This window comes from Rhodococcus kronopolitis, from assembly GCF_042654025.1.
In the GTDB taxonomy this organism is placed as follows: Bacteria; Actinomycetota; Actinomycetes; order Mycobacteriales; family Mycobacteriaceae; genus Rhodococcus_G; species Rhodococcus_G kronopolitis.
This window is the reverse complement of sequence record NZ_JBHSFO010000005.1, coordinates 40,208-65,117: the sequence shown is the minus strand read 5'-3', so window position 1 is coordinate 65,117 and position 24,910 is coordinate 40,208. Positions and strand designations below refer to the sequence as shown.

Here is a 24,910-nt window from a genome sequence, read left to right as displayed (position 1 = left end):
CGTCCGTGTCCGATGATGGGTAGGTCATGAACCTCACCGCGCTGGCGTTTGCGCTGATGGCCCTGCTGCTGGCGGGACCGGTGCCCGCCGTCCTCTCCCGTGCCACCTGGCCACACCGCGCACCCCGTGCCGCCCTGGTGCTGTGGCAGGCGATCGCACTGGCGGCCGTGCTGTCCGCGTTCAGCTCCGGACTGGCGATCGCGACGCAGTTGCTGGTCCCGGGGCCGGACGGTCGACCGACCACCGCGCCGCTCGCCGAGATCGACGCCCTCGGTCTGCCGCTGTGGGTCGCATACGTGGTGGTCCTGGCGATCACCCTGTTCATCGGCGCCCGGCTGATCTTCTCGATCGCCTCGGTGGCGGTGCGCACCCGACGGCGCCGGGCCCGGCACCGGATGCTGGTCGACCTGCTGGACCGGCGGGAACCGCACCGCAGCCGCACCTCGAACCTGCGGGTGCTCGACTCCGCGGAACCCATCGCGTACTGCCTGCCCGGCCTGCGGCAGCGGGTGGTGCTGAGCGAGGGCACGCTGGCCAACCTCAGCCACGACGAGGTCACGGCGATCCTTATGCACGAGCGCTCGCACCTGCGGGCCCGGCACGACCTGGTCCTCGAGGCCTTCACGGCCGTGAACACGGCCTTCCCGCGGGTGGTGCGCAGCAAGTCGGCGCTCGGCTCCGTGCAGCTGCTGGTGGAGATGCTCGCCGACGACTCCGCGGTGCGGGTCACCGGCCCGACTCCCCTGGCCCGCGCCCTGGTCGCGTGCGCGGGGTCCAGCGCCCCGATGGGCGCGATGGCGGCCGGCGGACCGCACACCCTCACCCGGATCCAGCGGCTCTCCGACACCGAACCGACCCTCGTTGTCTCGCTCGCGGCGTACGTCGCCTCGGTGGCAATCCTGGTGGTTCCGACCATCGCGGTGGCAGCCCCGTGGCTTACCGAGGTAAGCCGACTTTTCAACGCGTGAACACCCCACCGACCCGGCAGTAGTCCACGTCACAACGGCTCTGACGTGTAGTTTTTCCGTTCCTGCCGTACAGTGGACAACGGCTGCACACGTAGCCCGATTCGAAAATTCATCGAATCCGTTAATTTTCAGGCACTTCGCCACCCACGCCGAGCCCCGCATTTTCAGCCAGGTTCGGCAGGCATACGTGCCAGGCTCGTCTCTTTGCGTGCTGCATGACAGCTCGCGCTCCGCGACGCGCCCGATGTCCGGAGAGGTATCCGCGTGACCAACGCTGTCCAAATGTCTTCTGCTGCCCTTGACGAGGCCGCAGTTCCCACCATCGACGAGGCCGTCGTCGTAGCCCCCGAGGCTGCCGCAGACGAGGCCCCCACCGTCACCTTCGCCGAGATCGGCCTGCCCGCCGCCGTCGTCGCCGCGCTGGCCAAGAGCGGCATCACCGTGCCGTCCCCCATCCAGGCCATGGCCGTTCCGGACGCCATCGCGGGCCGTAACGTGCTCGGCCGCGCGCAGACCGGTTCCGGCAAGACCCTCGCCTTCGGCCTCCCCATGCTGGCCCGCCTCTCCCAGCACGAGGACCGTCCCGCCGCCAAGCGCCCCCGCGCCCTGGTCCTGGTCCCCACCCGCGAGCTCGCCATCCAGGTCGTCGACTCGCTGTATCCGTACGCGTCGGCCGTCGGCCTGACCGTGCGCGCCGCCGTCGGCGGTATGCCGTTCACCAAGCAGGTCGAGCAGCTCCGCCGCGGCGTCGACATCCTCGTCGCCACCCCCGGCCGCCTCGGCGACCACCTGCGGCAGGGCACCTGCATCCTCGACGCCGTCGAGATCACCGCGCTCGACGAGGCCGACCAGATGGCCGACATGGGCTTCCTGCCCGAGGTCCGGTCCATCCTCGACGCCACCCGCACCGACGGCCAGCGCCTGCTGTTCTCGGCGACCCTCGACCGTGAGGTGCAGTCGCTGGTCCGGCAGTTCCTGTCCGACCACGTCACGCACTCCACCGAGGACGGCAAGGCCAGCGTCGACACCATGGAGCATTACGTGCTGCTGGTCGAGCGCGGCCAGAAGGACGTCGTCCTCGCCGAGATCGGCGCCCGCGAGGGACGCACCATCATGTTCGCGCGGACCAAGCTCGGCTGCGAGGGCATCACCGATCGCCTTCGCGCCGTTGGCATCCCGGCCGAGGCGCTGCACGGCGGCAAGGCCCAGAACCAGCGCACCCGGGTCCTCGAGCGGTTCAAGACCGGGCGCACCCCGGTGCTGGTCGCCACCGACGTCGCGGCCCGCGGCATCCACGTCGACGGCATCGACCTGGTTGTGCACGTCGACCCGCCTGCCGACCACAAGGACTACCTGCACCGCGCAGGTCGCACCGCGCGCGCCGGCGAGAAGGGCACCGTCGTCGCGATCGTGCTGCCGAACCAGCGTCGCCTGGTCCGCAAGCTCACCGGCATGGCAGGCGTCGACGCGACCGCGGTGAACGTCGCCCCGGGCTCGGAGGAGCTGGCCAGCATCACCGGCGCGAAGGCACCGAGCGGCGAGCCGGTGCGCGAGCCCGCCTTCAAGAACGACCGCCGTGAGCGTTCGTTCGGCGACCGCCCGCGTCGTGACGGCGGCGGCTACCGCGGCAGCAACGACAGCGGCGGCTACCGCGGCGACCGCCCGCAGCGCAGCTTCGGCGACCGCCCGCAGCGGTCCGAGGGTGGCTACCGCGGCAACAGCAACGGCGGCAGCAGCTACGGCGACCGCCCCCAGCGCACCGAGGGTGGCTACCGCGGCAACAGCAACGGCGGCAGCAGCTACGGCGACCGCCCCCAGCGCACCGAGGGTGGCTACCGCGGCAACAGCAACGGCGGCAGCAGCTACGGCGACCGCCCCCAGCGCTCGTCCGAGGGCGGCGGCTACCGCGGCAGCAGCGACCGTCCGCAGCGCTCGTCCGAGGGCGGTGGCTACCGCGGCAACAGCAACGGCGGCGGCAGCAGCTACGGCGACCGCCCGCAGCGGTCCTACAACGACCGCCCGCAGCGCTCGTCCGAGGGCGGCGGCTACCGCGGCAACAGCAACAGCGGCGGCAGCAGCTACGGCGACCGCCCGCAGCGCACCGAGGGTGGCTACCGCGGCAACAGCAACGGCGGCAGCAGCTACGGCGACCGCCCCCAGCGCTCGTCCGAGGGCGGCGGCTACCGCGGCAACAGCGACAACCGCAGCAGCAACAGCAGCTACGGCGACCGCCCGCAGCGCGCCGCGAGCGGTGCCGGCCAGTCCGGTGGGTTCCGCAGCCGCACCGAGCGTCGCTCGTACGACGGCTTCGACGGTCCGCAGCGCAACAGCTGACCTCCTCGAGCACCACTGACCGACAGTGAACGCCGCCGCCTGCCCCGTGCAGGCGGCGGCGTTTGCCGTTGTGCGGCCCGGTAATTGCGCGCCGCTCCGGACCACGAGGCGAGACCTCAACTTTTTTTCGTGAGGGCGGCAGGGAAAGCTGTAGGCCATGACCGACAACAACTCGACAGCCCGCGCCCAGATCGGCGTCACCGGACTCGCGGTGATGGGTTCGAACATCGCCCGGAACTTCGCCCGCCACGGCCACACGGTGGCACTGCACAACCGCAGCGTCGCCAAGACCGACGCCCTGATCGCCGAACACGGCGGTGACGGCGACTTCGTCCGCACCGAGACCGTCGAGGAGTTCGTCGCCGCGTTGGAGAAGCCGCGCCGGGTGCTGATCATGGTCAAGGCCGGCGAGGCCACCGACGCCGTGATCGAGGAGCTGGCCGCCGCCATGGAGACCGGCGACATCATCATCGACGGCGGAAACGCGCTGTACACGGACACGATTCGCCGTGAGGCGTCGCTGCGCGAGCGCGGCCTGCACTTCGTCGGCGCCGGCATCTCCGGCGGCGAGGAGGGCGCACTCAACGGCCCGTCGATCATGCCCGGCGGCCCGAAGGAGTCCTACGAGTCCCTCGGCCCGCTGCTCGAGTCGGTCTCGGCCGTCGTCGACGGCACGCCGTGCTGCACCCACATCGGGCCCGACGGCGCCGGCCACTTCGTGAAGATGGTGCACAACGGCATCGAGTACGCCGACATGCAGCTGATCGGCGAGGCCTACAACCTGTTCCGCGACGCGCTGGGACTGGACGCGGGCCAGGTCGCCGACGTCTTCACCGAGTGGAACACCGGCACCCTCGAGTCCTACCTGATCGAGATCACCGCCGAGGTGCTCAAGCAGAAGGACGCGAAGACCGGTCAGGCCCTCGTCGACGTCATCGTCGACGCCGCGGAGCAGAAGGGCACCGGCCGCTGGACGGTCAAGTCCGCGCTCGACCTCGGCGTGCCCGTCACCGGCATCGCCGAGGCCGTCTTCGCCCGCGCGCTGTCCGGCTCGCGGACCCAGCGGGCGGCCGCGCAGGCGCAGGGCCTGGCCGCCGGCACGCTCGGCGACAAGCCGACCGACGTCGCCCAGTTCACCGAGGACATCCGGGCCGCCCTCTACGCGTCGAAGATCGTCGCCTACGCCCAGGGCTTCGACCAGATCGCCGCCGGCAGCGCCGAGTACAACTGGGACCTCAAGCCCGCCGACCTGGCCACCATCTGGCGCGGCGGCTGCATCATCCGGGCCCAGTTCCTGAACCGGATCAAGGAGGCGTACGACGCCGACCCCACCCTGCCGAGCCTGATCCTGGCGCCGTACTTCCGCGAGGCCATCGAGACCGGCATCGACAGCTGGCGTCGGGTGGTCGCGACCGCGACCATGCTGGGCATCCCGGTCCCCGGTTTCGCCTCCTCGCTGTCGTACTACGACGGCCTGCGCGCCGAGCGTCTGCCCGCCGCGCTGACCCAGGGCCAGCGCGACTTCTTCGGTGCGCACACCTACGAGCGCACCGATCGCCCCGGCAAGTTCCACACCCTCTGGAGCGGTGACCGCTCCGAGGTCGAGGCCTGACCCCAGGGCCCACGGCCCCGGCCGCCCGGGTGCGGGAGCGATTGTTCCCGCACCCGGGTGGTCAGGACGCGATCCGCCCGCCCGGCGGCAACCCCAGCAGCGGCTGGACGATGGTCGAGGTGATCGCCCCCTCCCACGGCAGCAGGCCGTCGCAGTCCGCCCACACCGCCTGCACGGCCCGGACGTTGCCGGCGCCGTAGAGGCGCTTCGCCGTCAACAGCCAGCCCTCGCATTCCCGGACCGGGACCATGCACAGGTCCAGTCCGCCCGCGTCGACCCGCTCGCCCGCCGTGAACTCGCGTCCGTCCCAGATCCTTTCGGCCAGGGTGTTGAGCACCTCGGCGGACTGCTCCATCACCCGACCGGTGATCACGAGCTCCTCGCACCCGAGCGCGGTCAGTCCGACGGTGTAGCAGAACGCCGGGTGCACCCCACGCTCGTCCACCGCCGACTCCACGTACTGCAGCGCCCAGCCGTACTCCTCGATGCTGAGCTCGAGGTCGCGCCGCGCCTGTCGCGGCGTCTTTCCGTTGCAGATGTCGCACATGATCGTCCCTCCCGAAATGGTCGAAGATATGTTCGATAGCCATCATGCACCGGGCCACCGACAAGTCACGTCCGACACGATGCGCCGGGCGGGGCGGCGCCGCCCGGAGCGCCGTGACCACGACCGTTTCCGATTGGAATCAGCTCTGCCGGGCGGCGGCACCGCCGCCTCGGCATCCGACCGATCACCCGGGGGCGACTGTCCGCGCCACGCTGCCCGCGCGCGGTGGCGCCATTCGCCCGGCGCAGCCACGCCCGCGCGGTAGTCTCGCGACATGCCCTACTTGGAGCGTTCAGGAGTGATCTCGACGCGAACGTCCTCCGCCCCGCCGGACTCCCGAATGCCGGACCGGCCGACGCCGGTTGCCGGTCGGAGCGACGTCGCGCCCTAGCGGTACCCACGCACCGCTCGGGCCCACGGCCCGGCCCCGTGATCTGGCCGCACCACCGCCGGTCACCGGACCTGGCAGTCCCCATTCCAGGCAGCCCGACATCCACGCAGCCCGACGCCGGGCCATGCTGGAAGCACGACGAAGACAAGAAACGCCACGAAACAAAGGGAGCCACACATGCCCGCACGCATTCGCACCGCAGTCGGCGCCGCCCACACCCAGATCCTCGGCATCGGCGCATACCGGCCGCGACGCGTCGTCCCGAACTCGGAGATCATCGGGCCGATCGACTCGAGCGACGAGTGGATCCAGACCCGGTCGGGCATCAAGAACAGGCGGTTCGCGAGCGACGACGAGACGATCGTCAGCATGAGCGTCGAGGCCAGCCGAAAGGCACTCGCGGCGGCGGACATCAGCACGGACCAGATCAGCGCCGTGGTCCTCGCGACGTCGTCGATGATGGTGCTCGGACCGTCCGCCGGCGCCGTGGTCGCATCGGAGCTGGGCATGACCGACTGCCCCGCGTTCGACGTGTCCGCCGGCTGCGCGGGCTTCTGCCACGCCCTCGCGACGGCCTCGGACATGGTCCGGGCCGGCACCGCGCAGTACGTCCTGGTCGTCGGCGTCGAGCGACTGAGCGACCTCCTCGATCCCGCCGACCGGTCCACCGCCTTCATCTTCGCCGACGGCGCAGGCGCGGCCGTGGTGGGCCCGTCCGACGTCGAGGGCATCGGCCCGGTCGCGTGGGGATCGGACGGCAGCCAGACCGCCGCGATCCAGCAGGACAAGGACTTCCAGGCCTACTTCGCCGAGGTCGCCAAGGCCGAGGCCACCGGCGGCACGTCCGTCCGGCCGTACATCCGCATGCAGGGCACCGCGGTCTTCCGGTGGGCGGCCACGTTCATCGAGAAGGCCTGCCGCGCCGCGATCGACAAGTCCGGCGTCGCGATGGAGGACCTCGACGTCTTCATCCCGCACCAGGCCAACATCCGGATCACCCAGGCGCTGACCCGCGCGCTGAAGATGCCGGCAGGCATCGTCGTCGCCGAGGACATCGTCGAGACCGGCAACACGTCGGCCGCCTCGATCCCGCTCGCGATGGAGCAGGTGCTCCGCTCCGGTGCCGCCAAGCCCGGCGACACCGCCCTCCTGATGGGATTCGGCGCCGGCCTCGCCTACGCGGGACAGGTCGTGACGCTGCCGCGGATCGCCGACTGACGGCGCTCTCCCCGACCCACGAAGCACCACGCATCCGCCGTGGCCGGCACCCGACCGGCCACGGCGGATGCCGTGTCGGCCCCGGACGGGCGGTAGCCTCACTGCATACGCCGAGCGGGTGCCGCACGGACGACGTGCGGCGCCGCGGAGCGGGTAGATCATCGGAGGCCACCGCCACATGTCCACCCCCGCCACGACCGGGCCCACCTTCGCCGACCTCGGCCTCCCCCCGATGTTGGTGCAGTCGCTGAACCGGGAGAAGATCACCGCCCCGTTCCCGATCCAGACCGCCGCCATCCCCGACGTGCTCGCCGGCCGCGACGTGCTCGGCCGCGGCCCCACCGGCTCCGGCAAGACACTGGCGTTCGGGCTGCCCATGCTGGTCCGGCTGACCGGAGCGCCCAGCAAGCCGAAACGCCCCCGCGCGTTGATCCTGGCCCCGACCCGGGAGCTGGCCGCACAGATCGAGCGGGCGCTCGACGAGTCGGCGCTCTCGCTGGGGCTGCGCCTGGCCTGCGTGTTCGGTGGCGTGCCGACCAAGAAGCAGGCCGAACGCCTGGCCCGCGGCGTGGACCTGCTGGTGGCCACTCCCGGCCGGCTCGCCGACCTGCTCGACCAGGGCGCCGTCTCGCTCGAGGACGTGCGGGTCACCACCATCGACGAGGCCGACCACATGGCCGCGATCGGATTCCTCCCGCAGGTCACCACCCTGCTGGACCGGACCCCGAAGGACGGTCAGCGGCTGCTGTTCTCGGCCACCCTCGACGGCCAGGTGGACGAACTGGTCCACCGGTACCTGCGCGATCCCGCCACCCACGCGACGGCGTCGGCGGTCGCCCCGGTCGCGACCACCGAGCACCACCTGCTCTTCGTCACCGGCGCGGACAAGGCCGCCGTCGTCGCGGAGATCGCCTCCCGCACCGGCCGCACGATCATGTTCGTGCGCACCAAGGAGGGCGTCGACGCGGTGGTCGAGCAGTTGCGGTCCGTGGGCGTGGTCGCCGGCGCGCTGCACGGCGGCAAGACCCAGAACCTGCGCACCCGCACGCTGGCCGCCTTCGCCGACGGCCAGACACCGGTGCTGGTGGCCACCGACGTCGCCGCCCGCGGCATCCACGTCGACGACATCTCCCTGGTGGTGCACGTCGACCCGCCGTCGGAGGCCAAGGACTACCTGCACCGCGCGGGCCGCACCGGCCGCGCCGGCGAGTCCGGCACCGTCGTGACCCTGGTGACCGAGGACGAGCGCGACGCCGTCGCCCGGCTGACCCGCAAGGCCGGCGTCGAACCGGTCGGCGTCGAGGTCCGGCCCGGGGACCGCGAGCTCGTCGCCCTCACCGGCGCGAGCGCCCCGAGCGGGGTCCCGGTCCCCGCACCGGAGCCGGTGACCACCGCGCCGACGGCGGCCAAGGCCGGCGGCGGGCGGGACCGCAGGCAGCGACCCGGCGCGACCACCGTCCGCGGAGGTTCCCGGCGGAGCTCCGGCGTGGCGACCCCCGGACACCGGCGCCGCGGCGCACGCTGACGGTCATGACCGACCTGCCGCTGCTGTCCGTCGTCTGCGCGCTGATCGGGGCGCTGCTGTTCGCGGTCGGGTCGGTGGCGCAGCAACGGGCCGCGGCCGACGTCGCCGACGAGGACGCGCTGCTACGGGAACTGGCCCGCAGCCCCCGCTGGTGGGCAGGCCTGCTCGGCGACCTCGGCGGCTACGCCTTCCAGGTGATCGCACTGGGGCTCGGTTCGGTGCTGGTGGTGCAGCCGCTGATCGTGACCACCCTGTTGTTCGCGCTGCCGCTCTCGGCCCGGTACTCGGGCACCCGGATGACCGCCCGCACCTGGGCGACCGCGGGCCTGCTCGCACTGTCGTTGGTGGTCTTCCTGACCGTCGGCAACCCGACCGAGGGCTTCGAGGACGCCACGTTCGGGCACTGGCTGGTCCCGCTGGCGCTGGTCGTCGGGTCGTGCGTCGGGGCCGTCGCGGCGGCCGCGGTCACCGCCTCGCCCGGCCCGCGCGCGCTGCTGCTCGGCTTCGCCAGCGGCGCGATGTACGGCGTCGCCGTCGCGCTGACCAAGCCGGTCCTCGGGCTGCTGGACCGCGGCCCCGCGGCAGTGCTCTCGAACTGGCCGCTGTGGGCGCTGGCGGCGGCCGGCGTCACCGGCTTCTACCTGCAGCAGCGGGCCTTCCACGCCGGGTCGCTGGCGGCCTCGCTGCCCGCGATCACCATCGCCGAGCCGCTGGTCGCCGCCTACCTCGGTTTCGCGGTGCTCGGCGAGCGACTGCGGGTGGCGGGCCCGGGCCTGGTGGTGATCGCCGTCGCGGTCGCGGTCATGCTGGTCACCACCGTCGCGCTGTCCCGCTCGCAGGCCCGCGCGTCCGAGGGCGCGGTCACCCCGGACCCGGTAGCGTCCTGAAGGTGCGATTCCTCGAAGATCGGCAGCCCCCGTACGACCTGACCTACGACGACGTCTTCCTGGTGCCCAGCCGCACCGACGTCACCTCGCGGTTCGACGTGGACCTGGCGAGCGCCGACGGGTCCGGTACCACCATTCCGCTGGTGGTGGCCAACATGACCGCGGTCGCGGGCCGGCGGATGGCCGAGACCGTCGCGCGCCGCGGCGGCCTCACGGTGATCCCGCAGGACGTGCCCGCGGCGGCGGTCGCCGAGATCGTGACCTTCGTCAAGAGCCGGCACCTGGTCGCCGACACCCCCGTCACCCTCGGTCCCGACGACTCCGTCGCCGACGCGCTGGCGCTGCTGCCCAAGCGCGCGCACGGCGCCCTGGTGGTGCTCGAGGACGGCCGACCGGTCGGCGTCGTCACCGAGGCCGCGTGCGCGGACGTGGACCGGTTCACCCGGCTACGCGCGGTCGCCGTCACCAGCTTCGTGACCGCGCCGGTGACGGCGTCGCCGCGGGAGGTGTTCGACCTGCTCGAGTCCCGGCACGACCCGATCGCGGTGATCGTCGAGGCCGACGGCACCCTCGCCGGGGTACTCACCCGTACCGGAACCATCCGGGCCGGCATCTACCGGCCCGCGCTGGACGCGCAGGGAAGGCTGCGGGTCGCCGCGGCGGTCGGCATCAACGGGGACGTCGCGGCGAAGGCGACGGCACTGGTCGAGGCCGGCGCGGACCTGCTGGTGATGGACACCGCGCACGGCCACCAGCAGAAGATGCTCGACGCCCTCGCCGCCGTCGCCGCACTCGACCTGGGCGTACCGCTGGCCGCGGGCAACGTGGTCTCGGCGGCCGGAACGCGGGACCTGATCGCCGCGGGCGCGGACATCGTCAAGGTCGGCGTCGGCCCCGGCGCGATGTGCACCACCCGGATGATGACGGGCGTCGGCCGGCCGCAGTTCTCCGCGGTCGCCGAGTGCGCCGCCGCGGCCCGCGACCTCGGCGCCCACGTGTGGGCCGACGGCGGCGTCCGGCACCCCCGCGACGTGGCGCTGGCGCTGGCCGCAGGCGCGTCCAACGCGATGGTCGGGTCCTGGTTCGCGGGCACCCACGAGTCCCCCGGCGACCTGCGGGTCGACCAGGACGGCTACTCGTACAAGGAGAGCTTCGGGATGGCCTCGAAGCGCGCCGTTGCGGCCCGGACCGCCGACGACAGCGGATTCGACCGGGCCCGCAAGGGACTGTTCGAGGAGGGCATCTCCTCGTCCCGGATGCGGCTGGACCCCCTCCGGCCCGGCGTCGAGGACCTGATCGACTACATCTGCTCGGGGGTGCGCAGCACCTGCACCTACGCCGGTGCCCGGACGACGCAGGAACTGCACGAGCGGGCCGTGCTCGGCGTGCAGTCGGCGGCCGGCTTCGCCGAGGGGCGGCCGCTGCCTGCCGGGTGGTGACCTACGCGACTCCGGCGTGCTGCGGGGGCGTCATTGCGCCCGGTCCCGGTAGAATGGCTGAGCTGACGCAACTCGTGCGCCCGGTTTGACCGTTTCCACCAGCAGTTTTCGACCGCCGATCGGCAGCCGGAAGCAGTGGCGGGACGGCGGTGCGGATCACCCGATCCGTCTCCCCCCGGGCACGACAGGAAGGACCACGGTGCCTGAGGCACCCATTACCGACATCGCCGACTCGACCGAGTCCGGCGACGAGAGTTCCACTTCGGAGGGCTCTTCTACCGAGCCGGGCGACAAACCCGGCGGCACCATCTCATTCCCTGCCCCCGTCCGGGGGCGATGACCAATGCAGACTGCACTGACAGTCCTGAGCGTTCTCGGCTTCCTGGCTCTCACCGCCGGCACCGCCCTCTTCGTGGCCGCCGAGTTCTCCCTCACCGCGCTCGAGCGGAGCACCGTCGACGCGCACGCCCGTGACGGCGACCGCCGGGCCAAGCAGGTCCAGCACGCGCACCGGACGCTCTCGTTCCAGCTCTCCGGCGCCCAGCTCGGCATCACCATCACCACCCTGATCACCGGTTACCTCGCGGAGCCGGTGCTCGCGAAGTTCATCGACCCGCTGCTGCGACTGCTGCGCGTTCCCGAGTCCGCGGCGGGCGGCATCTCCCTGGCACTGGCGCTGATCCTGGCCACCTCGTTGTCGATGATCTACGGCGAGCTGGTCCCGAAGAACCTGGCCATCGCCAAGCCGCTGGCCACCGCGCGCGCCACCGCCGGCCTGCACGCCGGGTTCTCCCGCATCTTCAAGTGGGCGATCAACGGCCTCAACGGGTCCGCCAACTGGGTGGTCCGTCGGCTCGGCATCGAGCCCGCGGAGGAACTGCGCTCGGCCCGGTCCCCGCAGGAGCTGGGATCACTGGTGCGCACCAGCGCCCGGCGCGGCTCGCTCGACCCTGCCACCGCGCTGCTGGTGGACCGCTCGCTGCGGTTCGGCGAACGCACCGCGGAGGAGCTGATGACGCCGCGGGTCAAGGTCGAGACCCTCGACAGCACCGACACCGTGGCAGACCTGATCGACGCCGCGTCCCGCACCGGCTTCTCCCGGTTCCCGATCGTCGACGGCGACCTCGACGACACGATCGGCGTGGTGCACGTCAAGCGCGCCTTCACCATTCCCGCCGCGGGCCGGTCCACCACTCCCCTGGTGAACCTGGCGCGCAAGGTCCCGATCGTGCCGTCCAGCCTGGACGGCGACGCCGTGATGGAGCGGGTTCGGGCCGACGGCATGCAGGTCGCGCTCGTCGTCGACGAGTACGGCGGCACCGCAGGCATGGTGACGATGGAGGACCTGATCGAGGAGATCGTCGGCGACGTCCGCGACGAGCACGACGACCCGGAACTCGAGGTGCAGCGCAGCGGCGACAGCTGGATCTGCGCCGGGCTGCTGCGGATCGACGAGGTCCGTCAGGCCACCGGCTACACCGCCCCCGACGGCGAGTACGACACCCTGGGCGGCCTGGTGCTCGCGCACCTCGGCCGGATCCCGGAGGTCGGCGACGAGGTGGTGCTGCCCAACCCGAGCGGCGAGGGCCGCCCCGAGACCGTCGGCGGCTGGGTCGCGTCGGTCACCGGGATGGACGGGCGGCGCATCGACCGGGTGATGTTGACCCCAATGCCCGCGGCGGCGATAGCGCAGCGACCGGACCACCCCACCGACCAGGAAGGCCACGACCATGAGTGACCTGTTGGCGGTCCTGCTGGCCGTCGCACTGCTGGCCGGCAACGCGTTCTTCGTCGCGGCGGAGTTCGCGCTGATCTCCGCGCGCCGCGACCGACTCGAAGCCCTCGAGGCACAGGGCAAGAAGCGCGCGCGCACGGTGATCCGGGCCGGCGAGAACCTCTCGCTGATGCTCGCGGGCGCGCAGCTCGGCATCACCATCTGCTCGATCCTGCTCGGCCGGGTCGGCGAGCCGGCCATCGCGCACCTGATCGAGATGCCGTTGGACGCCCTCGGGGTGCCCGCGGACCTGTTGCACCCCATCGCGTTCGCTCTCGCCTTGGCACTGGTGGTGGTGCTGCACATCCTGCTCGGCGAGATGGTCCCGAAGAACATCGCCATCGCCGGACCGGAGCGGTCGGCGATGCTGCTGGTGCCCGTGCACCTGGCCTTCATCCGGCTGGCCAGGCCGCTGATCGCGTTCTACAACCTCTGTGCGAACGCAACACTGCGGATGTTCAAGGTCCAGCCGAAGAACGAGCTCGACAGCACCGTCTCCGCGCTCGAGCTCGCCGAGATGATCGGCGAGTCCCGCTCCGAGGGGCTGATCGACAAGGAGGAGCACCGGCGTCTGACGCAGGCGCTGCACACCGCCGGTCGCACCGTCTCGGACGTGCTGATCCCGCTGGACAAGGTGCGCAGTGTGCCGCTGACCGAGCGAGGCACCACCCTCGGTGCGGTCGAGCGGGCGGTCACCGAGACCGGCTACTCGCGGTACCCCGCGGTGCTGCCCGACGGCACGGTCGCGGGCTACCTGCACCTCAAGGACGTGCTCGACCAGGTGCTCGACGAGGCGGCCGGACCGGACACGGTGATCCCCCGCTCGGACGTGCGGCCGTTGCCGGAGCTGCCCGTGCAGACCCCGCTGGACGAGGCGCTCTCCACGCTGCGGCGGGCCAGCAGCCACCTCGGCCTGGTGGTCGACGCGTCGGGCACCGCGATCGGCATCGTGGCGCTCGAGGACCTCGTCGAGGAGTTCGTCGGCACCGTGCGCGACGGCACCCACCGGGTCACCGACGCGGTCCCGGGGCAGCGGACTCCGTGACCGTGACGGAGACCGCGACCGCCCGGGACGACGTCGTCCCGGGCGGTCCGCTCGTACTCGCGCAGGACGAGTGGACCGCCCGCCGGGACGCGCACCGGGAACGGGTGGACGCGCTGGTCGGTCCGCACGTCGCGCGTCAGGCGCGCGGCGAGAAGCACCCGGTGCTGGACTTCCTGTTCACCTACTACAGCCTGCGGCCGTCGCAGCTGCGGCGCTGGCACCCCGGGTTCGGGGTCCGGCTCGAGGGCGACGCCGCCCGCGACTACTGGGAGTTCTCCGGGTACCGGCGGGCCGGGGGCGAGGGACCGCCTGCCGCGGAGGTGAACCCGGCGGTGCTCGGGCAGCGACGTTCGATGCTCGAGTTCACCGCCCGGCTGCTGGAGTCGACCGCGGCGCGGCCGGCCCAGCTGGGCTGCTTCGGGCTGCACGAGTGGGCGATGGTCTACCGCGGCGGCGACGAGGCGGTCCGGCACTCCGGGACGCCGCTGCGGCTCGGGGCGTCCGGCACCGACGCGGTGGTCGAGTCGATGAACCTGCGCTGCACCCACTTCGACGCGTTCCGCTTCTTCACCGACGACGCGGCGCCGCGCAACGAGATCGCGCTGCGACGCGAGGACCAGGCCGACCGCGAGCAGCCGGGCTGTCTGCATGCCGGCATGGACCTCTACAAGTGGGCGGGCAAGCTGCTGCCGCTGGTCGACTCGGACCTGCTGGTGCGCTGCTTCGAACTGGCCGGCGCCGCACGCGAACTCGACATGCGGGCCAGCCCGTACGACCTGGGGGCGCTGGGCTACGAGCCGGTGCCGATCGAGTCCGCCGCAGGCCGGGCGGAGTACGTGCGGGCGCAGTCGGCGCTGGCGGAGCGTGCGGCGCCGTTGCGCGCGGAACTGCTGGGGCGCTGCCGGGCGCTGCTGGACCTGCCCTGACGCGAGGAGTCGCGGCGATCGCTCCCGGTCAGTGCCCCTGCGAGACCCATTCGATCGCCGCGGACTCGTCGGCGAGGGCGAAGGACCGCACCTCACAGGGCATCAGGAAGCGGACCAGGTGCATCGCCTTGCCGATCCACTCGTGATCGGTGACCAGACCGATGCGGCCCCAGCTGCGCCGGGGTCGGCTCTCGAGTTCGGCGTCCTGCCAGAGCGCGCCCGCGGTGTAGCCACTGAGGTCGTCGCCGAGGACGTAGACCAGGTTGACCTTCTCGTCGGCGGCGATCTTCGCGTCGATCGCCGGGTCGAGGACGTCGCGGTAGTCCTCCGCGGTCACGGTGCCGGTCGCCCGGAATCCCAGGGTGCCGTCGGGCAGCTTCGCGATGGCTTCGATCATGGGTCCACCGTCGCACACCTGACACCTCGATGTGTCGCGGAGCACAACGTGTTGATCAATCGAATCTCGGCGAAAGCCGGTCCGAATCATTCACGATCGCTGGGTGAAGTTCACCCGAGAAGACATCGACACCGACGAGCTCAACCGGCGCCGGGCGCTGTACGGCCCCCTGACCGCGGCGGTCCGTGAACTCGTCGACGCCACCATCCGCACCGAGGTGGACGACGAGACCATCCGCGAGGTGCACGCCACCGTCGCCGCCGCGACGGAGAAGCTGCGCGCCAAGCAGATCGACGGCGGGTTCGGGATGCGCTTCACCGCCGACGGCGAGTCCTTCGCCTGGGGCAACGCGGGGATGGGCCTGCGCAACGCCATCGCGCCGCCGCTGCTCATCGAGTCGGACGACACCGGGCTGCACTGGACCGAGGTCGCCCTCGGCGCCGCCTACGAGGGCCCGCCGGGCCTGGTGCACGGCGGGATCTGCGCGCTGGTGCTCGATCACCTGCTCGGCACCACGGCCAGCTCCGTCGAACCACGCTTCACCGGAACTCTCACGCTGCGGTACCGCCGCGGCACCCCGCTGGGCCCGCTGCGCGCCGAGGCCCGTATCGACCGGAACGAGGGCCGCAAGACCATCGTCGTCGGCACGCTCTCGGACGCCGGCGGCGTGACCATCGAGGCGGAGGGAATCTTCATCGGCCCGGCCACCGAGTAGCCCCGCTGACCGTTCGAGGCCGGACCGCGAGCGATCACCATCCGTCGGAAGTTCCCGGGCCGGGGTCGTCGGACACTCCCTGGCGCCCGGCGAGCCGTGCAATCCGCAGCCCAAATACGTGCGCCTCTGGAACAATCCAGGTCCACGCGCGCAAGGGGGAGGCAGACATGGGGAGCTTCGTCGCGGATCGGTTCGCCCCGGTCCGGCGGGAACTGGTCGAACTCAATCTCGACGTTCGGGGCGTGATCCCCGACTGGCTCGACGGACGGTACCTCCGGATCGGGCCCAACCCGGTCGCGGACGTCGCACCCGAGGAATACAACTGGTTCACCGGGGACGGGATGGTTCACGGCATCCGACTGTGTGACGGTGACGCCCTCTGGTATCGCAATCGCTGGGTCGACTCGGAGGTGACGTCGAGGCTGCTCGACCGGACGTCCCCGGACGAACGGGGACGGTCGGCGCTGCACGGTCCGTCTGCGAACACGAACGTCATCGGGTTCTCGGGCCGAACACTGGCTCTGGTCGAAGGAGGGACCGCCTGCGCGGAGTTGTCGGACGACCTCGAGACCGTCGACGTCTGCGACTTCGGCGGAACCGTGAGAGGGGGCTACACCGGCCATCCGGTGCTCGATCCGGAGACCGGTGAACTTCATGCGGTTTCCTACCACTTCGGGCGCGGGAACACCGTGCAGTACACCGTGATCGGTCCCGACGGACGCCTTCGATGCAAGATGGCCATTCCGGTCCAGGGCAGTCCGATGATGCATGCGTTCTCCCTCACGCGGGACTATGTCGTCCTGTACGACCTGCCCGTCACCTTCGACCCTCGGTCCGCGACGCACGTAGGTGTACCCAGGCCACTGCGTCCCCTCGCCCAGTTGGCGCTGAGCTCGATCGTCGGCAGGGTTCGCATTCCTCCGATGATCCTGAATCGGGTACCGCGAATTCCTGCCGGGCGCTTCCCGTATCGATGGAATCCCGACTATTCGGCACGCGTCGGCCTGCTGCCCCGGTCCACGTCCAACCCCGCGGCGGTGACCTGGACTGACCTCGGCCGCCCCTGTTACGTGTTCCACCCCATGAACGCCCACAACGACGATCGCGAACTGGTGGTCGACCTGGTGGTTCACGAGAGGGTGTTCGACGCCGACCCCCTCGGGCCCACGGAGGGGCAGCCCAGGCTGGAACGGTGGCGTATCGACCTGGTGACCGGATCCCTCCGGCGTGACCGCCTCGCCGACGAACACATGGAGTTTCCCCGAATCGACGAGCGCCGCGCCACCAGCACCTTCCGGTACGGCTGGGCGGTAGGCGGCACCGACGACGTCTCCGGGGAACACCAACTGCTCCGCACGGACGCCGCTGCCGGTGTCGCGGCACGTCGCGACTTCGGGAACCACTCGGCGGTCGGTGAGTTCAGCTTCGTCCCGTCCTCCCCCGCTGCGCCGGAGGGCGACGGCATCGTGATGGGGTTGGTCACCGACCTGGCCGAATCCGTCACGGAACTGCGGATACTCGACGCCCAGAGCCTCGAGGACGTTGCCGCCGTTCGCCTACCTCAACGCGTGCCCGCCGGCTTCCACGGCAACTGGATCCAGCAACCGCACTGAGAAATCCGCTGCGCAGCACACCGTCCCGCGTCCAACGGTCTCGTCGACGCAGGCGCTGCCGACCCCTCGCAGGACGACAGCCCTCACCGCATCACCGGCAGGACCGCGCCGGTCGACCGCCCCGACGCCGCCTCGACGAACGCGAGCGGATCGGGCACCGCGGCGAGGACGTCCCGCGCCCGCTCGAGCGCCATCAGTTCCGGCTCGTCACCGCCGACGGCGTCGACCACGTCGAGCCAGTGGACCGTCGCCTCCAGGATCGCCATGTCGAGGAAGGCGCCGAGCGAGACGGACTCCAGGATCGGATGCGGAATCACAGTCTCCCGGCTCAGGCCCGTGAGCCGCTCGAAGGCATCGGGCAGTTCGGACTCGAAACGCTCGACGATGCTCTCGCGGTCGACGTCGGCGGCCAGCTGGCGAACCATCTCGGCGAGCTGCGCGTGCATCGGCTCCGCTGCGGCCGGGTCGGCATTGAAGACGCGGAGCATCTCCGCTGCACTGGTGATCTTCGCGTCACCGTCGGCGGACGGCGCGGCCAGCATCGCGATCAGCACGTCCGGGGTGACGTGCACGTAGACATCGCGGACGGTCCACCCCGGAAGCCGCGTTGCAACCGTCCACTGCGCGTCGGACAGCTCCGCGGCGCGCTTCGCCCACATCCGCCACAGCCGGATCAACAGATCCCGATCCTGCTCGAACTCCGCCACCACAACCCCCTCGTCGACGTACGGTCGGCCCGAGGCTATCGCTCGGTCACAACCCTCCGCCGCAGCCGCGCCGTGTACAAGCAGCCGACCCGCTGCTCCACCGGTGACGACGCTTGACGCCCCCGACACCTGTCGGGTTCAGCAACGGAGAACGGAGTCGACGAGTTGACGGATGGCGGCCTTCAGTCGCGCGGCCTGCCCCGACTGGATCAGGTGAAGCACCAGGTCGCCGCCGAGGGTTCCGAGCAGGAGTCGGGCCAGCCGCTCGGCATCGTCATCCGGTCGCGCCTCTGACAGCAGTTCTGTGATGTGCCCGTACCAGAAGGCATGGATCTCATCCGTGTGTGGATCGTCCGTGGCGGTGTCGTACGCCACGACCAGCCCGATGTTGGCGACGACCAGGTCCGTCATGGCGTCGAAGTACGCCAGCAGCCGTTCACCCGCCGGCGCACCGGGGCCGAGTGGCCCGAATGCTGCACTACGGAATGCTCAGCAGTGCGCCCGCCGCCATCGCTCCGTTCGACCTCCTCACCCGAGGGCTCACCCTCACGGGATGCGGCGGGCCGACCTGACTTGCCCGGGTCGCATCGAATCGAGCAGTGGCCCTCGAACTGGCAGCCACCGGCGACATCGCCCCGATCATCGACACGGTGATCGGGTTCGACAGCGCTGCACACGCCCATCGACAGATCGAGCGCCGGAACGCGCACGGCATGTTCGTCATGACCCCCTGACGAGGTCGAACCAGCCGGGTACGTCGATCGCCCTACCCGGCTGGTCGCTTTCTCGACCGGACGCAACGTCGGCTCGTCAATGGTGGAACAACCGCGTTCCGGTGTGGACAAGGGTCAATCCCAGCTCGCGGCATGCCTCCACGATCTCACCGGACCGGTTGGAACCGCCGGGCTCGACGACGTAGCGCACCCCGAGCCCGCCGGCGTGGTCGATGTTGTCGCGGAACGGGATGTATCCGTCGGAGACGAGGATCGCTCCCGCGAGTCGATCGAGCCATCCACTTCGGTCAGCGCCGTCCACGTCCACGATCTGCGAGGCAGAGACCACCTGAGCAGCGAGCGCAGTCCGTTGGGATTCGGTCAGGGCGTCCTCGGCGAGGCGCACCTGCCAGTTCAGCCGTTCCTGCCGAGACACCGTCGCCGTGAATGTCATCGCCCGGATGGCCGGCAGGCGGCGCAGCCACCAGATGCCCGCCTTCGTACCCGCGAGGCGAGTGCAGTCGATTCGGGACTGTTGGCCGGCCCCGATGCCGATCGTCATGCCGTCCTTCACGTAGGCCACCGAGTTGGACTGCGTGTAGCGCAGGGTGACCATGCCCAGCAGCGCGTCGCGGACGGCGTCCGGGCCGGGCTCGGATCCGTGCACCACGCGCAGCAGGTCCGCCGCGATCGGCAGCCGATCACGCTCCTGCTCGAGCACCATGCCGAACACCTCGCGGCGTTCCCATTCCTGTGGCTCGTAGGACGCGTCGGCCTCGAGAACGAGGAACGTGCCGCGCTTCTTTCGCGACAGCATCTCCACCGTGCCCGGCGCGAACCCCGGTGCGATGATTCCGTCGGAGACGACGCGTGCCAACAGGTCCGCCAACTCGTGGTCTACCGGCTCGGACACCGCAATGAAATCCCCGAACGACGACTTCGGGTCGATGTCCCGCGCGCGGACGTAGGCAGCGGTGACCGGACCGATCTCACCTTCGCCCAGATCCCAAGCGCGGCGCATGGTCTCGTCGAGATCACCGGTGACGGCAGCGCCGGCCGGTGACACGTGTTTGAACGAGGTCGCCACCGGGGCTCCCGTGACCGCTGCGGCCTCTCGAACCAACTGCCAGCCGTTCAGCGCGTCGAGGTAGTTGATCATCGACGGCGATCCGTGAACAACCCGAATCGGTGATGTCTCGGATGAAGTGAGGCGGGCGCGCTGATGCGGGTTCATCCCGTAACGCAGATCCATGCTGATGCTCCCCAGTAGTCAACTGAGGAGCACCCAGGCGTACGACGCTCCGAATTCGCTTCCTTGTGGTGTCCCACTGACGCCAGTCGCGATACGCGCGACGCTAGCACGGGAGCCCGACGACACTGGTTCAACTGTCTCCGCGCCGGCCATCCGCGCCCGTGGCTGATCACCACTGTGGCCGGGTTCCATCATCCATGAGGCACTCGCGCTGGGTTCTCCGTGGGCCAGTTGGCCAGCAGAGTGTCCAGGGCGTCCAGGGTTCGTATCCAGGATTCCTGCGAATCCGGGGAGCTGTGACTGAAGGCGCCACTGGACTCCAGACTGGCATAGCCGTGAAACACGCTTCCCATCAGCCGAATCGCGTGCACCTGCTCAGCTTCTGCGATGCGGTAACCGCGGAGGATCGCCTGCATCATCTGCGCATGGCGTGGGCCGGCGCTCGAGGCTGCGGTGTCTGCGTCCAGCGGCATGCGGGCTGCCTCATACCGGCCGGGATGAGCTCGGGCGTAGTCGCGGTACGCATCGCCGAAGGCAACCAACGCGCCGCGTCCCGCGCGGCCGGCAACCGCTTCTGCGGCTCGGTCTGCCATCTCGTCGAGCGCGAGTAACGCGATTCGAGTCTTGAGGTCCTGTGAACTCTTGAGGTGGGAGTAGATGCTGGCGCCCTTGACGTCGAACAGTCGCGCGACCGCCGAGACCGTCACCTGCTCGAAACCGACATCGTCGGCGAGTTCCGCGGCTGCCCGCGTCAGTCGCTCTGCGGTCAGTCCTGCACGCGCCATGCCTTAGTTCCTTCACCTCTAGCAATTTGCCTATACGGTATAGGCATTTTACTATATCCTGTAGCGAACTGTCGCACACAGGAACGGTGCGGCCCGTCGGCGTCACGACATCCAATACTCGATCTACCAGGTGAGAACTCATGCACAGTCAGAACCAGTGGACAACCACGCCTCTCTCCCGCGATCTGGTGTTCGGCGCCCTCGAACTCGAGCGCACCGAACATGGCCTGCTGCCACATCGACTACCAGAGCGTGCACGCGCGCAATGCACGGACGGGCAACTGGCGATGGCAGAAGCCCAGCCCTCCGGGGTTCGCCTGGTGTTCCGGACACGCGCCACCGCCATCGAACTGGACACATTGCCCACCAGACGGAGCTATCTGGGCGCACCGCCACGCCCGACAGGCGTGTACGACCTCCTTGTGGACGGCCGACTGGTCGCCCAGGAGAGCGCGACGGGCGGCAACACCGTGATCGTCGACCTGTCCACCGGAGCTGCGCAACATCAATCCGGACCTGCAGGAACAGTACGGTTCGAGGGCCTGATCTCCGACCTGAAGAGGGTTGAGATCTGGCTGCCGCACAACGAAACGACGGAACTCGTCGCCCTGCGCGCGGACGCCCCGATCGAGCCGATACCAGATGAGGGCCGCCGGGTGTGGCTGCATCACGGCAGCTCGATCAGCCACGGCTCCAACGCGGCAAGCCCATCCACCACCTGGCCAGCACTCGCCGCGTCCCACGGCAACGTGGAACTGATCAACCTCGGATTGGGCGGCAGCGCCCTGCTCGACCAGTTCACCGCCCGCACGCTCCGCGACACCACAGCCGACCTGATCAGCGTCAAGATCGGGATCAACCTGGCCAACACCGATCTGATGCGCATGCGCGCGTTCGGCCCGGCCGTGCACGGTTTCCTCGACACCATCCGTGACGGCCACCCCGACACGCCGTTGCTGGTCGTCTCGCCAATCTTCTGCCCGATCCACGAAGACACCCCGGGCCCCGGCGCGTTCGACATGGATGCGCTGCGCAACGGGGAGCTTCGGTTCATCGCAACGGGTGATCCCGCAGACCGGGCTGCAGGAAAACTCACGCTCCGCACAATCCGAGATGAGTTGACCCGCATCGTCGCCCAGCGGTCCCAGGACGACCCGTACCTGCACTACCTCGACGGCTGCGACCTCTACGGCGAGTCGGACCACGAGCAGTATCCGCTTCCCGACCAACTCCACCCCGATGCCGCCACTCACCAACTGATCGGGGAACGCTTCGGCAAGCACGCCTTCACCGGCAGCGGGGCTTTCGCGTCGGCCTAGAAACCAACCTCGAACTTTCCTGCGTTCCCTGTGGCGGCCTTCCCACCGCGCACCCGACTGTCGGGATCATCGGCAGGCGTCCCGGGCCGCGACCCACAGTTCTCGGCGTGCGGATGGGCCTCGGGGCTCGCGAAGGGACGCTGCCCTGAGCGAAGAACCGTCACGGAAGTGGCTCGACGACCAGCCACTGCACCGTCCCGCCCACGTTCCAGTGCCCGTCCGGATTACCGAGCGCCGCCAGGTACACGGCCCCGGCCTGTTCGCCGACGACCTCTCCGCTCTCCCCCGACGGCGGGCTGGGCTCGAGGAACTCGGATGGGTGCGGTCCCGGCCAGACTGGGACGTCGGCAGGAGTGATGTCGGTGTCGATGAAGCCCGGTCGGTGCACGACCACCCGGTCGGGCACGGCGTAGGCTTCCGCCGCCGCAGCGACGCCCGAACCAGCGGCGACCTCATGGCTCCCGCTACCGCACCCCACCACCGCAAGCGCAAGGCCTGAGACCGCCAGCCCCACTACCGCACGACGTACCTGCACCGTTTTCTCCCCTCCGGTCACCCAGAACCCCGTCGGAGTCCACCATCGCAGGTGGGGGTCACGCCCGTGCCCCGATTGGCCGACATGTCCCGCCCCGTCGTCCCCGATCACTCACCGGCGCGGCGGCAGAACTCAGCCGAGGGCGCGGATCTCCGTCAACGCGGCGGTGACGGCCTCCGGCACGCCCTCTACCGCCCACAGCACCATGCCCGCCGCGACCAGGGTGAGCACCGGCCCCAGGACGGCCTTCTCGAACGCGCCGCCGGCCCGAATCGACAGCATCGACGGCAGGCGCAGCTCCCACCAGCGACGCCCGCGCCAGGGCACGAACGGCGCCAGGAACGGGACGCCCTCCTTGGTGATGGCGTCGCCGAGGCAGTGCACGGCACAGCCGAGACCCACCGCGACGCCGAGTGCCCGCGACCCGACCTCGTCGGGGTACCAGCTCCAGAACAGCATCGCGAGCACGGCCGCGAGCACGGTGACCACCAGCCACCCGCTGCGGGCCGCCCAGCCGCCGGCCAGGCCGCGCAGCGCCAGCCCGAGGGTGACGAACAGCGTGCCGACGATCGCGGGCCGGCCGAACTGCACCACCAGCGCCGAGACCCCGAACGCCACGGCGATCGCGAACAGTGCGGTGTGCGTGAGGGTTCGGTGGCCGCCGCGGCGCTTGGGATCCCGGCGCCCGCGGGTGAGCCGGTAGAACCAGAGCGAGCCCTCGTCGATCCCGCCCGCGAGCACCTTGCTGGCCGGGCCGAACGACCTCGCCACCGTCGACTGGGTGGTGTCGAGATCCGGCAGCAGGGCGGCGCCCGCACACACCGCGGCGAAGGTGAAGACCTCGGCAGTCGAGGTCGGCCCACCCCACTCGGGCGGCAGGAACTCCGCGACGACGAGGCCGGCTACTGCACCGGAAACAGCATGGGTGGGACCCATCACCATGAGAGCGAAGGCCTTTCGGGGAGGTCGACTGGAGGACCTCAAACCTAGCAACCCCCACCGACACCCTCGCACGCACATGCGTTCGGACGCCGAGTGAACGATGTTTTGCGCCAAGCGCGTTCGCTACTCCCTCGGCCGACCGACGCGGCCCGGGCCGGGGGTCGTCAGACCCGCTCGTCCGAGTCCAGCACCGCGACAAGCCTGTTCATCACCTGAGGCGTCCGCGCCAGCTCCTCCTCGGTGAAGTGCGCCGAGATCCGGTTGGTGAAGGTGTGCTGCGCCGCGGTCATCTGGCGGATCGCCGCCCGTTGCGACTCGGTGGGCCGGACCAGCGTCGCGCGCTGGTACGCGGGATTGGGCAGGTGCTCCGCGAGCCTCTCGTCGACGAGCACGTCGGCGGTGCGCTGGACGCTCTGCCGCGTGATCCCCATCGCCCGGGCGATCCCGGACACCGTGAGCGGGTCGTGCAGCACCGCGCCGAGCACCTGCCACCGGGTCGGCGTCGGGCCTGCGGGCGGCGCGATGTGCTCCGACGCCCGCAGGAACGCCCCGTTGAGCGCGAACGTCCGCATGATGATGTCGGTCAGGGCAGTCTTGTCGCGTCCGACAGTCGAGAACCGCGAAATTGCAGGGCGATCCAGCCCATCATTCACGCGCCGGATTGGCAGGGGCGGCGACGATTGTTCCCAGAGCCGCTGCGCACAGTGATTCGACCCCGTCATCGTTCACGGAATAGATCAAGCTTTGGCAAACCGCTTGTCGCGAGCCAGCCGACAACGTGCTCGCCCGGGCGATCAGCCTTTTACCCCGAGCCGGTCTGACGTAGTTGATCTTGAACTCCGCAGTCAACGCGTCACCACCGAGCGCAAGCCCACCTGCGAAGGTCAAACTATTGTCGGCGAGATAACTGATCACGCCACCATGTGCAAATCCGTGCTGCTGTCGCAGTTCTTCCCGTATAGCGACCGATATCTGAGCACTGTCCTTCCCGACCTGATCCAGCTCAGCGCCGAGGAAGTTACTGAATGGCTGAGAATAAAATATCGCATTCGCAAATTCCGACATGTCAAGCATGAGTTTCCGCCCCCTGATCGTTGGTCAAGCTATCATCGATATTGTTCCGGAACAGTGCGAGCACGCCTTCCGCCAACGCCAATGCATGGTGGTTGTCTGCACCGTCCAGAAGGCTCCTTTGAACATTTTCGGCAACCGCGAAGTCTTCCGGGTCAAACACTGCGTCACACCGGCTTCCCTATGGTCACCGGC

25 protein-coding genes and 1 riboswitch are annotated in these 24,910 nt (G+C 70.2%); of the genes, 14 read left to right on the top strand and 11 right to left on the bottom strand.

From position 1 onward, the window contains the following. The first annotated feature begins 26 nt into the window (after positions 1–26). From ACFO6S_RS11585 to gndA, 3 genes are all read left to right on the top strand, one after another. Positions 27–968, top strand: a complete 942-nt coding sequence (locus ACFO6S_RS11585) for a M56 family metallopeptidase (protein ID WP_378417063.1) — start codon at positions 27–29, stop codon at positions 966–968. A gap of 264 nt (positions 969–1,232) precedes the next feature. Beyond that, entirely contained in the window at positions 1,233–3,302 is a 2,070-nt protein-coding gene (locus ACFO6S_RS11580; protein WP_378417061.1) for a DEAD/DEAH box helicase, read from the top strand. A 157-nt stretch (positions 3,303–3,459) separates the two neighbouring features. Further along, on the top strand, positions 3,460–4,914 hold the full coding sequence (gndA, locus tag ACFO6S_RS11575) for an NADP-dependent phosphogluconate dehydrogenase (RefSeq protein ID WP_378417059.1): 1,455 nt from the start codon (positions 3,460–3,462) through the stop codon (positions 4,912–4,914). Between the two features lie 61 nt (positions 4,915–4,975). Here gndA and ACFO6S_RS11570 read toward each other — a convergent pair whose 3' ends face one another. Next, on the bottom strand, positions 4,976–5,461 hold the full coding sequence (locus tag ACFO6S_RS11570; protein WP_378417057.1) for a DUF4262 domain-containing protein: 486 nt from the start codon (positions 5,459–5,461) through the stop codon (positions 4,976–4,978). Between the two features lie 568 nt (positions 5,462–6,029). Here ACFO6S_RS11570 and ACFO6S_RS11565 point away from each other — a divergent pair. From ACFO6S_RS11565 to ACFO6S_RS11535, 7 genes are all read left to right on the top strand, one after another. Beyond that, a complete protein-coding gene (locus tag ACFO6S_RS11565; protein WP_378417055.1) occupies positions 6,030–7,070 on the top strand; it encodes a beta-ketoacyl-ACP synthase III in 1,041 nt (346 codons plus the stop codon). Between the two features lie 178 nt (positions 7,071–7,248). Continuing rightward, positions 7,249–8,595, top strand: a complete 1,347-nt coding sequence (locus tag ACFO6S_RS11560) for a DEAD/DEAH box helicase (protein ID WP_378417053.1) — start codon at positions 7,249–7,251, stop codon at positions 8,593–8,595. A gap of 5 nt (positions 8,596–8,600) precedes the next feature. Next, positions 8,601–9,482: a DMT family transporter gene (locus tag ACFO6S_RS11555; protein ID WP_378417051.1), complete on the top strand. Its 882-nt coding sequence runs from the start codon at positions 8,601–8,603 to the stop codon at positions 9,480–9,482. Between the two features lie 2 nt (positions 9,483–9,484). Next, positions 9,485–10,921, top strand: coding sequence for a GMP reductase (guaB1, locus tag ACFO6S_RS11550; protein WP_378417049.1), 1,437 nt, complete (start codon positions 9,485–9,487; stop codon positions 10,919–10,921). A 343-nt stretch (positions 10,922–11,264) separates the two neighbouring features. Further along, on the top strand, positions 11,265–12,659 hold the full coding sequence (locus ACFO6S_RS11545) for a hemolysin family protein (protein ID WP_378417048.1): 1,395 nt from the start codon (positions 11,265–11,267) through the stop codon (positions 12,657–12,659). Further along, complete coding sequence (locus ACFO6S_RS11540; protein ID WP_378417046.1) at positions 12,652–13,740, top strand: hemolysin family protein; 1,089 nt, start codon at positions 12,652–12,654, stop codon at positions 13,738–13,740. The genes ACFO6S_RS11545 and ACFO6S_RS11540 overlap by 8 nt, the downstream gene beginning before the upstream one ends. Positions 13,741–13,742: 2 nt before the next feature. Next, positions 13,743–14,666: a 3-methyladenine DNA glycosylase gene (locus ACFO6S_RS11535; protein WP_378417045.1), complete on the top strand. Its 924-nt coding sequence runs from the start codon at positions 13,743–13,745 to the stop codon at positions 14,664–14,666. Between the two features lie 28 nt (positions 14,667–14,694). Here the strand turns inward: ACFO6S_RS11535 and ACFO6S_RS11530 are convergent, their stop codons facing one another. Further along, positions 14,695–15,063 carry a SpoIIAA family protein gene (locus tag ACFO6S_RS11530; RefSeq protein ID WP_378417043.1) on the bottom strand — a complete coding sequence of 123 codons (369 nt, stop codon included), beginning with the start codon at positions 15,061–15,063 and terminating at the stop codon, positions 14,695–14,697. Positions 15,064–15,166: 103 nt separating this feature from the next. Here ACFO6S_RS11530 and ACFO6S_RS11525 point away from each other — a divergent pair, with 103 nt between their 5' ends. Continuing rightward, entirely contained in the window at positions 15,167–15,778 is a 612-nt protein-coding gene (locus ACFO6S_RS11525; RefSeq protein ID WP_378417042.1) for a PaaI family thioesterase, read from the top strand. A 167-nt stretch (positions 15,779–15,945) separates the two neighbouring features. Then, positions 15,946–17,391, top strand: a complete 1,446-nt coding sequence (locus tag ACFO6S_RS11520) for a carotenoid oxygenase family protein (protein ID WP_378417040.1) — start codon at positions 15,946–15,948, stop codon at positions 17,389–17,391. An 83-nt stretch (positions 17,392–17,474) separates the two neighbouring features. Here ACFO6S_RS11520 and ACFO6S_RS11515 read toward each other — a convergent pair whose 3' ends face one another. Together ACFO6S_RS11515 and ACFO6S_RS11510 are read right to left on the bottom strand one after the other, a co-directional pair. Beyond that, positions 17,475–18,098: a maleylpyruvate isomerase family mycothiol-dependent enzyme gene (locus ACFO6S_RS11515; RefSeq protein ID WP_378417037.1), complete on the bottom strand. Its 624-nt coding sequence runs from the start codon at positions 18,096–18,098 to the stop codon at positions 17,475–17,477. A gap of 138 nt (positions 18,099–18,236) precedes the next feature. Beyond that, a complete protein-coding gene (locus ACFO6S_RS11510) occupies positions 18,237–18,509 on the bottom strand; it encodes a hypothetical protein (protein WP_378417035.1) in 273 nt (90 codons plus the stop codon). 188 nt (positions 18,510–18,697) lie between these two features. Between ACFO6S_RS11510 and ACFO6S_RS11505 the strand changes: the two genes are divergently transcribed. Beyond that, positions 18,698–18,832, top strand: coding sequence for a hypothetical protein (locus ACFO6S_RS11505; protein WP_378417033.1), 135 nt, complete (start codon positions 18,698–18,700; stop codon positions 18,830–18,832). A 76-nt stretch (positions 18,833–18,908) separates the two neighbouring features. Here the strand turns inward: ACFO6S_RS11505 and ACFO6S_RS11500 are convergent, their stop codons facing one another. Together ACFO6S_RS11500 and ACFO6S_RS11495 are read right to left on the bottom strand one after the other, a co-directional pair. Beyond that, complete coding sequence (locus ACFO6S_RS11500) at positions 18,909–20,063, bottom strand: phosphoribosylaminoimidazolecarboxamide formyltransferase (protein ID WP_378417031.1); 1,155 nt, start codon at positions 20,061–20,063, stop codon at positions 18,909–18,911. A 24-nt stretch (positions 20,064–20,087) separates the two neighbouring features. Then, a riboswitch (ZMP/ZTP riboswitch) is annotated at positions 20,088–20,163 on the bottom strand. Between the two features lie 91 nt (positions 20,164–20,254). After that, entirely contained in the window at positions 20,255–20,848 is a 594-nt protein-coding gene (locus tag ACFO6S_RS11495; protein ID WP_378417029.1) for a TetR/AcrR family transcriptional regulator, read from the bottom strand. Positions 20,849–20,988: 140 nt separating this feature from the next. On the opposite strand from ACFO6S_RS11495, the gene ACFO6S_RS11490 reads away from it, so the two are divergent. Then, a complete protein-coding gene (locus tag ACFO6S_RS11490; protein WP_378417028.1) occupies positions 20,989–22,167 on the top strand; it encodes an SGNH/GDSL hydrolase family protein in 1,179 nt (392 codons plus the stop codon). 160 nt (positions 22,168–22,327) lie between these two features. On the opposite strand, the gene ACFO6S_RS11485 is transcribed toward ACFO6S_RS11490, so the two are convergent. From ACFO6S_RS11485 to ACFO6S_RS11465, 5 genes are all read right to left on the bottom strand, one after another. After that, the gene (locus ACFO6S_RS11485; protein WP_378417026.1) at positions 22,328–22,573 is read right to left on the bottom strand and encodes a hypothetical protein; all 246 of its coding nucleotides are present in this window, start codon (positions 22,571–22,573) and stop codon (positions 22,328–22,330) included. Between the two features lie 261 nt (positions 22,574–22,834). Next, positions 22,835–23,644: a metal-dependent hydrolase gene (locus tag ACFO6S_RS11480; protein ID WP_378417024.1), complete on the bottom strand. Its 810-nt coding sequence runs from the start codon at positions 23,642–23,644 to the stop codon at positions 22,835–22,837. Between the two features lie 164 nt (positions 23,645–23,808). Further along, on the bottom strand, positions 23,809–24,216 hold the full coding sequence (locus tag ACFO6S_RS11475; protein WP_378417022.1) for a MarR family winged helix-turn-helix transcriptional regulator: 408 nt from the start codon (positions 24,214–24,216) through the stop codon (positions 23,809–23,811). Between the two features lie 73 nt (positions 24,217–24,289). After that, complete coding sequence (locus tag ACFO6S_RS11470) at positions 24,290–24,718, bottom strand: PaaI family thioesterase (RefSeq protein WP_378417021.1); 429 nt, start codon at positions 24,716–24,718, stop codon at positions 24,290–24,292. Continuing rightward, positions 24,711–24,878, bottom strand: coding sequence for a hypothetical protein (locus tag ACFO6S_RS11465; RefSeq protein WP_378417020.1), 168 nt, complete (start codon positions 24,876–24,878; stop codon positions 24,711–24,713). The genes ACFO6S_RS11470 and ACFO6S_RS11465 overlap by 8 nt, the downstream gene beginning before the upstream one ends. Positions 24,879–24,910: the final 32 nt, after the last annotated feature.

Coding starts and splice junctions, on each gene's coding strand:
- ACFO6S_RS11530 (WP_378417043.1), bottom strand. CDS start 15,063: ATGATCGAAGCCATCGCGAAGCTGCCCGACGGCACCCTGGGATTCCGG.
- ACFO6S_RS11545 (WP_378417048.1), top strand. CDS start 11,265: ATGCAGACTGCACTGACAGTCCTGAGCGTTCTCGGCTTCCTGGCTCTC.
- ACFO6S_RS11490 (WP_378417028.1), top strand. CDS start 20,989: ATGCACAGTCAGAACCAGTGGACAACCACGCCTCTCTCCCGCGATCTG.
- ACFO6S_RS11470 (WP_378417021.1), bottom strand. CDS start 24,718: ATGCTTGACATGTCGGAATTTGCGAATGCGATATTTTATTCTCAGCCA.
- ACFO6S_RS11520 (WP_378417040.1), top strand. CDS start 15,946: ATGGGGAGCTTCGTCGCGGATCGGTTCGCCCCGGTCCGGCGGGAACTG.
- ACFO6S_RS11570 (WP_378417057.1), bottom strand. CDS start 5,461: ATGTGCGACATCTGCAACGGAAAGACGCCGCGACAGGCGCGGCGCGAC.
- ACFO6S_RS11495 (WP_378417029.1), bottom strand. CDS start 20,848: ATGGCGCGTGCAGGACTGACCGCAGAGCGACTGACGCGGGCAGCCGCG.
- ACFO6S_RS11510 (WP_378417035.1), bottom strand. CDS start 18,509: ATGACGGACCTGGTCGTCGCCAACATCGGGCTGGTCGTGGCGTACGAC.
- ACFO6S_RS11555 (WP_378417051.1), top strand. CDS start 8,601: ATGACCGACCTGCCGCTGCTGTCCGTCGTCTGCGCGCTGATCGGGGCG.
- ACFO6S_RS11585 (WP_378417063.1), top strand. CDS start 27: ATGAACCTCACCGCGCTGGCGTTTGCGCTGATGGCCCTGCTGCTGGCG.
- gndA (WP_378417059.1), top strand. CDS start 3,460: ATGACCGACAACAACTCGACAGCCCGCGCCCAGATCGGCGTCACCGGA.
- ACFO6S_RS11540 (WP_378417046.1), top strand. CDS start 12,652: ATGAGTGACCTGTTGGCGGTCCTGCTGGCCGTCGCACTGCTGGCCGGC.
- ACFO6S_RS11475 (WP_378417022.1), bottom strand. CDS start 24,216: ATGCGGACGTTCGCGCTCAACGGGGCGTTCCTGCGGGCGTCGGAGCAC.
- ACFO6S_RS11565 (WP_378417055.1), top strand. CDS start 6,030: ATGCCCGCACGCATTCGCACCGCAGTCGGCGCCGCCCACACCCAGATC.
- ACFO6S_RS11480 (WP_378417024.1), bottom strand. CDS start 23,644: ATGGTGATGGGTCCCACCCATGCTGTTTCCGGTGCAGTAGCCGGCCTC.
- ACFO6S_RS11560 (WP_378417053.1), top strand. CDS start 7,249: ATGTCCACCCCCGCCACGACCGGGCCCACCTTCGCCGACCTCGGCCTC.
- ACFO6S_RS11500 (WP_378417031.1), bottom strand. CDS start 20,063: ATGGATCTGCGTTACGGGATGAACCCGCATCAGCGCGCCCGCCTCACT.